We start from the raw sequence: 6,055 nt of genomic DNA, 5'->3' as shown, positions 1-6,055 counted from the left end.
GGTGAAAATGCTAAAACGGTATATTATGAAAAGCAAGATATCATTGACCTTGACTTAGCATATGCCATTACCATTCATAAATCTCAGGGTAGTGAATTTGACGTAGTGATCATCCCTGTTGTCATGCAACATTTCAATATGCTCTATCAAAACTTGATTTATACTGCACTTACCAGAGCTAAGAAAATGGCGATTTTTGTGGGTACAAGAAAGGCTCTTGGTATTGCGGTGAGGAATATTGATAATAGAGCGAGGAAGACGATGCTGAAGGAAATTTTGCAATAAAAAAATCATTTTATTTCTTTAAGAAACAATACATGAAAGTATCGCGTTCTTTCACATTACTTTTACAAAAAACTCATCAACTAAAGTAAATTAAAACTATGAAAACAAAAGCAAACTACACTTGGAGGAGTAGAGGACAAAGAAAGGAGGTAAACACTCTTTATGACGCTTACAAAATCACATCAAATCGAAATCTTGATGATGATGAAATTACAACGCTATCAACAACGAAAGCTATTGAAGTGGATTTCGATTATTCATCATACCACAACTATTTTCAGAATTGGTCAGATAAAAGAAAGCTTCGCTTTTTAGAAAAGATCTTTGCTTGCGGAAATTTTGAATTTTTCTCTGTAACCTTTAACGAAAAGAGTAATCCAAAACTAATTTCTGTATTACCTGAAAATATAACAAACCACACCGTTCAGTATATACATATTAAAGCGGAAGAATGTGATTTGACAGAGGTATTCATTTTTTTACCTCATCTCAAGGGGTTATCAGTAGAAGCAAAAAAGATAATCACTGGAGATCTGACAAAAATACCTTGTTTGGAAGAGTTGTGTTTGGAAACAGAAGAATGGGTAGACAAGCATTATTTAGAAAAATTAGAAGCTTTAAAAGAGGTTAGCTTTTCTATGCCCAACTTTGAATTGTGTATCAATGAAATTAAAAATATTTCTTGTATAAGTCTTCAATCCAACGTCTTAAACTTGGCGCAACTGGATTTGAAAGAAAAAGAGAAATTGAACCATTTATCCATACATGCTGATACAATTCATGGAATTGATAAATGTGTTGAGTACCTGAATTTGAGCTCCTTAAATATCACTGGAGACGTAGGTGATAAGTTACCAGATATTGGATCTAAATTGCTGAATTTAAAAGAGGTCCATTTGAAATTAAAAAATACTAAGCAATTAGGTTTTAAAACAGGCAGTTCCTTAGATACATTTACCGTAGATATTCCTTCCTCACTTGAAGAATTAAAGTTGAATCTTTTTGAAGTTCCTGCTCAAGAAATAATAATGACCGGAGATTTAAAGAGTACACCTCAAGGAAAGGTACAATTACATTCTAGATTAGAAAATTTAAGCATACAAGATGAATCAAATAAAGCTATTACAGTACCAGCTATGGAAGGTGACAATGTAAAGTATTTGTATTTAAATATTCCAAAGCTAGTCTCATTTGATAATGCATTTGTTCATCTACCTCGTCTTAATCATCTAAAAATAGATAGTTTTTCATCATACATGAATCTTGCAAGATTTGATAATTTAGAATTCTTGGAAGTGAAACAGTCATACACCTCCGAGGAAAGCTTTGATATTGAATATGGAGACAATCCTCAATTAAAACATATTGATATTCAAGATTTTAAAGGAATTGTAAGGGTAAATCAATTACCGGCCAACGTTAAGAAAGTGAGCTATAGGAGTTGTTATCAAATGGATGACATTTATTCTCATAAAGAATTCCCTCTGTTACAACATCTAAGTCTGACAATGTATAATACCAAAAAAAGAGGTTTACAGCCTAAAGTATTAGATATGCACCCCAAATATTTCCCTGTACTAACTTCTTTATACATAGACATCAGTGAAAGCACGATAAATACTATCACTACATCACTTGCTTTATTTGAGAACCTATATAACATACGTTTAAATTATTTAGTTCATGGATTAAATGAACCCTTGGCATCATACCCCACTTATTTTATTATCCAAAATGACATGAAAAAATCAGGTAATCCCAACGTGATGGAAGATGGAGTTTTACTTTTTTCATGGATGGTAAAGAAAAAGGAAGATATTATTGAGGACATTCCTAGAGTCACAGACCTATTCGCTTACAAAAGCCCTAAACTCCATGAATTTTTAAATTCTCATCTAAAAGATCTGAACCCTCATCAAAAAGCTTTGTCGGATTTTAGTTTTGAAGAACTAAAAGGAAAAAAAATCCTGTTCCTTGGAAAAACGGGTTCTACAAAAACCGCTTTAAAGCAAGATGCTAAAAATATAGGCCTGCAACCTGTCACTAAAATAGAACAAGCAGAACTGATTTTAATCGGTAAAAACTCAACTTTTAAATCAAGACCTCAAGAGGGTGTAATTTATTTTTCAGAAAAAGAGTTTAATGTTTTAACCAAAGAAATAGCTCCTAAATATTTAGAGGGAAAAGACGATCAGACACCTGATTTTATAGAGAATGTACGTACTATGTTACTTTCTGGTGAGAAGGAAAATGAGCTATTAGCACTTGAACTGATTAAAAATGGAGGGTTACCTAATGAACTGATAGTAACTATGTTGTTTGTAGGTAAGTGTGCAAAAGATGCAGGAGTAAGAACAAAATTCCGAAAATACCTAAAAGGAACACTAACAGATCATGAACAGAAATTCTTTAGAGAAAAATTTAGTCGTTATGAAAACTTAAACTCACTGGCAACTAGTCAGTTAACAAGGCACCTTTCTTCTGACCTACTTGAAGATTTTTTTATTCTTTTTTATAAAGAGTATCCTAATTATTGGAAAGCTGGGTTAAACATTTTAAGAGAAAATAAAGAATTCAGGAAAAAGATCATTCTTGATAAAATAGATATTCTGATTGATAGTAATGGTAAAAGAATCAAAATTTATGATTCAATACAATTCTTTAAAGATGAGCTAGAATTAATATTAAAACACTGTGATCCTGAAAAACTAAAAGACATACGTGTAGAACTGCTTGAAGGTCTTCCTGATTCTATATTGTCATTTTATAAATTAGAAGCAATAGATATCTCAGGAAAAATAACAAATCAAGAATCCTTTGAAGACTTGATCTGTAGTTTAAAAAATCTGACTTCATTAGACATAAGTAGTATACCCGTTTCAACTAATTTTTTCAAGAAAATCATCTATAGTTTACCTAAGCTTAAATCAATAACATTGAAGAAATGTAACTTTGATAAAATCCCGGAAGAAGTCGGCCAACTGACAGACTTAGTACGGCTTGATGTCTCAGGCATAAAAAATATACACATTTGTAATGCTGTTTACGAGCACCCTACTTTAAGAGTTGTATATGCTGGTGATATATCATCCTACGATTGGCCAAATGAAAAGGAAGAGATCATGAAAAAGAGTATGGATCAAGCAAATCACATGAATTAGCATTTTAGCTGAAATCAGTAATTAAAAATTAGTTTCAATAATAAATCACCCACTAAAATAAGATGGTGAAGTCAAGTTTTTAGTGGGTGATATTAATATTTAAATAGCTAAGGTATCAGTAATATTATTTGAATAAAGACCTATAATATTTGCCTAAATCCTTTTTAAGTCATCAATAAACAGAGAACGTAAAAACATTACGTTCTCTAAAACTACTTTTAAAATAAAAGTTCAAAAGAACCTAACAACCATAGAATAATTAATGTTACATTCAGATAAATATAAATTCACTTATCAATGGTATAATTCTTACAAAGAGGATGATACTGGAGTATACATTTCTAAAAAAAATCCTAAAAAGTCAAAAGACATTCTATCTCGAATGAAGGCTATTCATGTTGATTTTTATAGAAGTGAGTTGAAAGCTTTAGGGGAAAAAAGTGCGAATGCATTTTTAGAAGAACTTACCTCTTTTGGCAACTATGAGTATTTCCATATTGGTGAAGGTGGAAAAAAAACTAAGGTGCCTCAAAATCTTAAAAATCATCAGCTTGAAAATTTAGGAGTAACGATGGAAGGCACCTGCGACCTAAGTGATCTACTGCCGTCACTCCAATATTTAAAGGAACTGCACATCAATGCCGACCGTGTGATAACGGGTGATTTATCTTCAATGAAAAACTTGGAGGTGATCGATATTAAAACAGATAATTGGGAGAACGATCATTATTTGGAAAGTGCTCCTAATCTTCAGAAAATTATATTAAAAATTACTGACCTCTCTCATCAACAACTTTCTCTTTCTAAGCTTAAGCAACTCATAGAGTGTACAATTCATACACAAAGTATTGATATCAGTACATTAAAATTAAAGGATTATACAACTGTTGAAAATATAGAATTGAAGGTCAATGAGGTGATTGGGATTGAAAGGATATTTGATTTAGAGAACCTTCAAAAGCTTATCCTTGATGGAAATGTAGGTGATCAACTTTTCATCAAACCAACTGATTTTTCATCACTCAAAGTGCTGGACCTTAACCTTAATGGCTGTAAGGAAATCAAAGTCGACATTCAATATGAATTGGATGCTTTGACTTTATTTGTTGCGGAAGGAATAAAGGGAATAGATAGTAGTATTCTTTCTACTCCTACCAAAAAAATGCAATTGTACGGTCATTTAGAACATCTTTCTTCAAGTGGTTCCTTACAATTATCCAACGCTCTTACTGAATTGAACCTCACATCAGAAACGGATAAAGAGGTGCAATTGCCATCAATGACTGCTAATCTTTTACAGACATTAGATCTCAATATCAAAAACCTCCAATCTTTTGACGATAGTTTTATCGACTTTCCTGAACTTTCCCATTTGTACGTGCATGAGTTGTCCTCTTCTATGAGTTTTGGAAGGTTTGAGAAGTTGGCTAAGATAAAAATAAATCAAAGTACTGAAGAGCAACATTCAATCACTTTTGGAGAAAATGCTTTACTGAAAAAGCTTTCTATTGAGGGACTGAAGGCAGTTTTAGAAATAAATGTATTGCCAAAGAACCTCTCTAAAATAGAGATTAGTGAGAGTCATCAATTACATGATATTATTATCTCTGAAACATTTCCTTTCTTAGAAAGACTCGAAATTGCCATCAATCATCGAGAGAATATAATTACCGATCCGGTTTTACCTGAGCTATTAAAAATAGAACAAAGGCATTTACCAAAACTTGATTTGATCAGAGTAGGAACAGATTCTCTAAAATCTATTTCATCCGAAATAACACAATTTGAGAAATTGTGGATCTACCCAAGTTATGAGACTAACAAAGATATTTTAAGGTATAAAAAGTATTTTGAATTGGTCACTGTAATAGGATATGGAAAACAATTACCGGAAGACTGCAGAGAAGCTTTATTTCATTTGAGTACAAGAAAAGAAAATACAGCATTAGAATACGCTCAAATCTGTGACGCCTTGAAGCTTTTCCAATTTACACACAAAGATTTACTGGAATATTTGAGAGTAACACTTCCTTTGTTTAATGCCGATAATACCTCCTTTCAATCATTAGTGGGACAGAAGAAAAAAGTCATTTTTGTGGGAAGCACCGGTACTACTAAAACACAATTAAAGGAAGATGCTAAAGCTTTGAATTGGAGTGTCACTTCCAAAGTTGATCAAGCCGATATTATTGTCATTGGTAAAAAATATTCCTTTAAAACTCACCCTAAAGAAGGTGCTTGTTATTTTACTGAGAAAGATTTCATTGAGCTTTGTAAAACGGAGACTCCCAAATACCTCGAAGAAGATAATGCCGAAAGTCAAGGGTTTACTGAAAACCTCAAAAGCCTGTTGACTTCTGACTCTCCAGAAAATGAGCTTCTAGCTTTTGAACTAATTAAAAGTGGTTGACTACCTCATAGTGTTAGAGGGCTAGCATTTTTTGTATCGAAATGCTCTAATGATCCAAAAGTCAAAAAGAAATATCTAAGTATATGACAAAAATTGATTGAACAGCATTTCTAGCTGTTCATAAAATTTATTTTGTAGGCATTGAGAAAGTTTCTCTAAGCCATATTTAAATAAACTTTTGGCTTTCCTTCCATGAGAT

3 protein-coding genes are annotated in these 6,055 nt (G+C 32.2%); all 3 read left to right on the top strand.

Annotation, left to right across the window (positions count from 1 at the left end; all coding sequences use genetic code 11):
• Positions 1 to 285: ATP-binding domain-containing protein (locus tag HHU12_RS32815; protein WP_169660958.1), on the top strand; the 285-nt coding region annotated here is incomplete at its 5' end.
• A gap of 242 nt (positions 286 to 527) precedes the next feature.
• A complete protein-coding gene (locus HHU12_RS32810; RefSeq protein ID WP_169660957.1) occupies positions 528 to 3,446 on the top strand; it encodes a leucine-rich repeat domain-containing protein in 2,919 nt (972 codons plus the stop codon).
• Positions 3,447 to 3,708: 262 nt separating this feature from the next.
• Complete coding sequence (locus tag HHU12_RS32805; protein ID WP_169660956.1) at positions 3,709 to 5,856, top strand: leucine-rich repeat domain-containing protein; 2,148 nt, start codon at positions 3,709 to 3,711, stop codon at positions 5,854 to 5,856.
• Positions 5,857 to 6,055: the final 199 nt, after the last annotated feature.

Source organism: Flammeovirga aprica JL-4 (genome assembly GCF_012844305.1).
Taxonomy (GTDB): Bacteria; Bacteroidota; Bacteroidia; order Cytophagales; family Flammeovirgaceae; genus Flammeovirga; species Flammeovirga aprica.
The sequence above is the reverse complement of the archived record's forward strand: the minus strand, read 5'-3'. Positions and strand labels throughout refer to the sequence as shown.

Bases quoted from the DNA above. Each gene is read 5' to 3' on its own strand.
- HHU12_RS32805 (WP_169660956.1), top strand. From the start codon at position 3,709: ATGTTACATTCAGATAAATATAAATTCACTTATCAATGGTATAATTCT.